The sequence below is a fragment of the Cyanobium sp. LEGE 06143 genome (assembly GCF_015207535.1).
GTDB lineage: Bacteria > Cyanobacteriota > Cyanobacteriia > PCC-6307 > Cyanobiaceae > NIES-981.
The window spans coordinates 1-5,309 of the sequence record NZ_JADEWP010000179.1 but is presented as its reverse complement, the minus strand read 5'-3'; the positions used below and the strand labels follow the sequence as shown (position 1 = coordinate 5,309).

Here is a 5,309-nt window from a genome sequence, read left to right as displayed (position 1 = left end):
GCTTTGATGGGCGCGGCCTGCCGATCGGCGTCCAGCTGATCACCAACGTGCTGGAGGAGGGTCTGCTGCTGCAGGTGGCGCACCACTACGAGCTGGCCGCCAGGGTGATGGAGCGCCGTCCTGAGGCGGCCCTGGCCGTCTGAGCCATCCCACCCCAGATCTGGTGGTGCGGCCCTACTCTGACCACCACAGATGCGGTTGTCCGTGGCCTTCGTCCCCCTCCACAACCACAGCGACTACAGCCTTCTGGATGGGGCCAGCCAGCTTCCGGCCATGGTGGAGCGGGCCGTGGCCCTGGGCATGCCGGCCCTGGCCCTCACCGACCACGGCGTCATGTATGGCGCCATTGAACTGCTGAAGCTCTGCGCCAAGGCCGGCATCAAGCCGATCATCGGCAATGAGATGTACGTAATCAACGGCTCTCTGGACGATCCCAACCCGCCCAAGAAGGAGCGGCGGTATCACCTGGTGGTGCTGGCCAAGAACGCGGTGGGCTACCGCAATCTGGTGAAGCTCACCTCCCTCAGCCACCTGCGCGGCATGCGCGGCCGGGGCATCTTCGCGAGGGCCTGCATCGACAAGCAGCTGCTGCGCCAGCACAGCGAGGGGCTGATCGTGGCCACGGCCTGCCTGGGCGGCGAGATCCCCCAGGCGATCCTGCGGGGCCGGCCCGAGGTGGCCCGCGAGGTGGCGGCCTGGTACCAGGAGGTGTTCGGCGACGACTTCTACCTCGAGATCCAGGACCACGGCGGCCTTGAAGACCGCATCGTCAACAGCGGCATAGCCCGCATCGGCGCCGAGCTGGGCATTGAGCTGATCGCCACCAACGACGCCCACTACCTCAGCGTGGGGGATGTGGAGGCCCATGACGCCCTGCTGTGCGTGCTCACCGGCAAGCTGATCAGCGATGAGAAGCGGCTGCGCTACACCGGCACGGAATACATCAAGAGCGAGGCCGAGATGCTCGGCCTGTTCGCCGATCACCTGGAGCCGGAGCTGATCCAGCGGGCGGTGGCCAACACGGCCCGGGTAGCCGAGAAGGTGGACGACTACGACATCCTGGGCCGCTACCAGATGCCCCGTTTCCCGATTCCGGAGGGCCACACCGCCGTGAGCTATCTCACCAGCGTGGCGGAGCAGGGCCTGCGCGATCGGCTGGAGCTGGCCGCCGGGGCGCCCTTCGATCCGGCCTATGGCGAACGGCTGCACTTCGAGCTGCAGGTGATGGAGCAGATGGGCTTCCCCACCTATTTCCTGGTGGTGTGGGACTACATCCGCTTCGCCCGCGACAGTGGTATTCCGGTGGGGCCGGGACGGGGCTCGGCAGCGGGTTCCCTGGTGGCCTATGCCCTGGGCATCACCAACATCGATCCGGTGGTGCATGGGTTGCTGTTCGAGCGTTTCCTCAACCCGGAGCGCAAGTCGATGCCTGACATCGACACCGACTTCTGCATCGAGCGCCGCGGTGAGGTGATCGATTACGTGACCCAGCGCTACGGCGAAGACAAGGTGGCCCAGATCATCACCTTCAACCGCATGACCTCCAAGGCCGTGCTCAAGGACGTGGCCCGGGTGCTGGATATTCCCTACGGCGATGCCGACCGGCTGGCCAAGCTGATCCCGGTGGTGCGCGGCAAACCGGCCAAGCTCAAGGAGATGATCGGCCCTGAATCGCCGGCGCCGGAATTCCGCGAGAAGTACGAGAGGGATCCAGAGGTGCGCCGCTGGGTGGACATGGCGATGCGCATCGAGGGCACCAACAAGACCTTCGGGGTGCACGCCGCCGGCGTGGTGATCGCGGCCGATCCCCTCGATCAGCTGGTGCCGCTGCAGCGCAACAACGACGGCCAGGTGATCACCCAGTACTTCATGGAAGACGTGGAGTCGATGGGGCTGCTGAAGATGGACTTCCTCGGCCTCAAGAACCTCACCATGATCGACAAGACCCTGGCCCTGGTGGAGGAGAGCACCGGCGCCCGGGTGGACCCCGACCGCCTTCCCCTCGATGATCCCGCCACCTACAGCCTGCTGGCCCGCGGCGATCTGGAGGGCATCTTCCAGCTGGAATCGAGTGGCATGCGCCAGATCGTGCGCGATCTGAAGCCCTCATCCCTGGAGGACATCTCCTCGATCCTGGCGCTCTACCGGCCGGGTCCCCTGGATGCGGGGCTGATTCCCAAATTCATCAATCGCAAGCACGGCCGCGAGGCGATTGAGGTGGTGCACGCGGCCCTGAAGCCGATCCTGAGCGAAACCTACGGGATCATGGTGTATCAGGAGCAGATCATGAAGATCGCCCAGGACCTGGCCGGCTATTCGCTCGGTGAGGCGGATCTGCTGCGCCGGGCGATGGGCAAGAAGAAGAAGAGTGAGATGGAGAAACACCAGAGCCTGTTTGTGAAGGGGGCCACCGATCGCGGTGTGGAGCCCAGGGTGGCCGAAACCCTGTTCGAGCAGATGGTGCTGTTCGCCGAGTACTGCTTCAACAAGAGCCACTCCACGGCCTATGGCGCCGTGACCTTCCAGACCGCCTACCTCAAGGCCCACTACCCGGTGGCCTACATGGCGGCGCTGCTCACGGTGAATGCCGGCGCCTCCGACAAGGTGCAGCGCTACATCGCCAACTGCAATGCCATGGGCATCGAGGTGATGCCGCCCGATGTGAATGCCTCCGGCATCGACTTCACGCCGGTGGGTGATCGCATCCTGTTCGGCCTCTCCGCCGTGCGCAATCTGGGCGATGGCGCCATCCGCCAGTTGCTGGAGAGCCGCAGCAGCGACGGCCCGTTCCTGGGCCTCGCCGATCTCTGCGACCGCATCCCCGGCCACCAGCTCAACCGCCGCGCCCTCGAGGCCCTGATCCACTCCGGCGCCCTCGATGCCCTCGAGCCCGCCGCCAACCGGGCCCAGCTGATGGCCGATCTGGATCTGGTGCTCGACTGGTCCAGCTCCCGGGCCAAGGACCGGGCCAGCGGCCAGGGCAACCTGTTCGACCTGATGGGCAGCGCCAGCGACCCGGGCCCTGACGCCGCCGCCGGCCGGGCCGACCTGAGCACGGCCCCGAAGGCCGCCCCGGTGAAGGACTACCCCCCCACCGAGAAGCTGCGGCTGGAGAAGGAGCTGGTGGGCTTCTACCTCTCGGACCATCCGCTCAAGCAGCTGGCCCGGCCGGTGAAACTGCTCTCACCGCTGGCCCTGGCCCACCTGGAGGAGCAGGCCGACAAGGCCAAGGTGAGTGCCGTGGTGATGGTGCCGGAGCTGCGCCAGGTGAACACCCGCAAGGGCGATCGCATGGCCGTGCTGCAGCTCGAAGACCTCACCGGCAGCTGCGAGGCCGTGGTGTTCCCGCGCAGCTACGCCCGCCTGGCCGACCACCTGATGGTGGATGCCCGCCTTCTGGTGTGGGCCACGGTGGATCGCCGCGATGACCGGGTGCAGCTGATCGTGGATGACTGCCGCTCGATCGATGACCTGCAGCTGCTGATGGTGGAGCTGCCCGCCGACCAGGCCGGCGACATCGCCATCCAGCACCGCCTGCGCGAATGCCTGCACCGGCACCGTCCGCCCCAGGACGAAGCCGGCCAGCGGGTGCCGGTGGTGGCCCTGGTGCAGCAGGGGGAGGCGGTGCGCTTCGTGCGGCTCGGCCCCCAGTTCTGCGTTTCTGATCCCGCCGCCGCCCTCGACACGCTCACGGCTGCGGCGTTTCAGGCGCGGATCAGCGCGCCCCTGCTGGCGGCCTAGCTGCCGCTGCGCAGGCTGCGCAGCGACTGGCGCAGACGGCCGATGTTCAGGCCCAGCTGCTCCTGGCCCAGCAGGCTGCCGGGCTGGTCTTCCCAGCTGGCGGAGAGCACGCCGTAGCTCAGGCCCACCAGCCCCAGCAGGAAGCAGCCGCCGGAGGCGGCCAGGGTGAGGCCGGGGGAGACGTCAGCGATCTGGCGGCTCACCAGCAGGTAGCTGCCCACGAACACCCCCATCCCCATCACGGTGGGGATGCCGGTGGCGATGGCCACCCGGCGTGCCATGCGATTGGCCACCACATCGGGAATGGCCCGGGCCGGGGCCTTCTTGCTCGGCACCGCGGCGGCTTTCTTGCTCGGAACAGCCGACGGCTTGGAGCGGCCGGAGGATGACCCCTTGCGGCTCGCGCGGGCGGCCGCGCCATCTCCCAACCCCTTACCGGCCATGGACTCGCTCTGCGGTGGCGTGCTGCTGGACGGCCTCAGCCGCGGATGCCGAGCTTGGCGATCAGATCGGCGTAGCGCTGCTGGCTGATGCCCTTGAGGTAGCCCAGCAGCCGCTTGCGGCGGCCGATCATCTTGAGCAGCCCCTGGCGGGAGGAGAAGTCGTGCTTGTTCTGCTGCAGATGGCCGGTGAGCTGGCTGATCCGCTCACTCAGCATCGCCACCTGAACCTCCACGGAACCGGTGTCGGTGCCATGGGTCTGGTGACCGTTGATCAGGTCCTGCTTCTGGGCGGTGGTGAGCGGCATGGAGTGTGGGAAGTGGCGGAGCGCGAGCCTGCAGCCTGGTGGCCCCGGCAGGGCCTGCCCCGGCCTCTGCGGTGCAAACCGATACTTTACCGCCCTGTCAGGCGGCGGATCGGGCCAGCCAGCGCAGGCAGCAGCGGATCCACTCCTCGGCGCTGGCGTCGGCGGCCAGCCCATGGGCGGCCACGGCCCGCACGGCCCGGTGGATCTCCAGCCCCTCGTAGCCCAGGGCGGCGAGGGTGGCGTGCAGGTCGTCGCGGCTGCCGTCGCTGAGGGCGGGCAGGGGTTCGAGCTCGGCCTCGCTACCCGGTGTTGGCCCGCCCAGGAAGCGCTCCTGCAGCCGCACCCGCAGCTCCACCGCCAGCCGCTCGGCGGTGCGCTTGCCCACCCCAGGCGCCTGGCAGAGCTGGCGCAGGTCGGCCTGCACGATCGCCAGCACCAGGGCGGTGGGCTCCAGCACCCCCAGCAGGCCCAGGGCCATCTGGGGCCCCACCCCGCTCACGGCCACCAGCTCCCGGAACAGATCCCGCTCCTGGCGCTCGGCAAAGCCGAACAGCGTCCAGCCGTCCTCGCGGATGCTCTGGTGGATGTGCAGGCCAAGGCTGCCGCCCTGGGGCGGCAGCCGCTGCCACTGCCGCTGGCTCACCTGCACCTCGTAGCCCACGCCGCCGCAGACCAGCAGCAGGCCGCAGCGCTTGTCGTGCTGCCACGGATCGGTGATGTCCCCTTGCAGCCAGCCGATCATGGGGGAAGTGAAACCGCCCCCATGCTGCCCGCCCTGCGGACCCTTGCCCAGCGGCTGCTGCCACCGCCGCTCTCACCG

General features: G+C 68.3%; 4 protein-coding genes and 1 pseudogene. 2 read left to right on the top strand and 3 right to left on the bottom strand.

Annotated features, from left to right (window positions below; all coding sequences use genetic code 11):
- Together IQ216_RS11450 and IQ216_RS11445 are read left to right on the top strand one after the other, a co-directional pair.
- Window positions 1-143 (top strand): annotated as a pseudogene (locus tag IQ216_RS11450) (Asp-tRNA(Asn)/Glu-tRNA(Gln) amidotransferase subunit GatA); the annotation flags it as partial.
- A gap of 61 nt (window positions 144-204) precedes the next feature.
- Window positions 205-3,741, top strand: a complete 3,537-nt coding sequence (locus IQ216_RS11445; RefSeq protein WP_193815557.1) for a DNA polymerase III subunit alpha — start codon at window positions 205-207, stop codon at window positions 3,739-3,741.
- On the opposite strand, the gene IQ216_RS11440 is transcribed toward IQ216_RS11445, so the two are convergent.
- The 3 genes from IQ216_RS11440 to ruvA all read right to left on the bottom strand — a co-directional run bounded on the left by IQ216_RS11440 (window position 3,738) and on the right by ruvA (window position 5,231).
- Window positions 3,738-4,184, bottom strand: coding sequence for a PAM68 family protein (locus IQ216_RS11440; protein WP_193815556.1), 447 nt, complete (start codon window positions 4,182-4,184; stop codon window positions 3,738-3,740). The two genes, IQ216_RS11445 and IQ216_RS11440, sit on opposite strands and share 4 nt — an antisense overlap.
- A 35-nt stretch (window positions 4,185-4,219) precedes the next feature.
- Window positions 4,220-4,489: a 30S ribosomal protein S15 gene (gene rpsO, locus IQ216_RS11435; protein WP_186699945.1), complete on the bottom strand. Its 270-nt coding sequence runs from the start codon at window positions 4,487-4,489 to the stop codon at window positions 4,220-4,222.
- A 97-nt stretch (window positions 4,490-4,586) separates the two neighbouring features.
- Window positions 4,587-5,231, bottom strand: a complete 645-nt coding sequence (gene ruvA, locus IQ216_RS11430) for a Holliday junction branch migration protein RuvA (RefSeq protein WP_193815555.1) — start codon at window positions 5,229-5,231, stop codon at window positions 4,587-4,589.
- Between the last annotated feature and the right edge of the window lie 78 nt (window positions 5,232-5,309).

Coding starts and splice junctions, on each gene's coding strand:
- IQ216_RS11440 (WP_193815556.1), bottom strand. CDS start 4,184: ATGGCCGGTAAGGGGTTGGGAGATGGCGCGGCCGCCCGCGCGAGCCGC.
- ruvA (WP_193815555.1), bottom strand. CDS start 5,231: ATGATCGGCTGGCTGCAAGGGGACATCACCGATCCGTGGCAGCACGAC.
- rpsO (WP_186699945.1), bottom strand. CDS start 4,489: ATGCCGCTCACCACCGCCCAGAAGCAGGACCTGATCAACGGTCACCAG.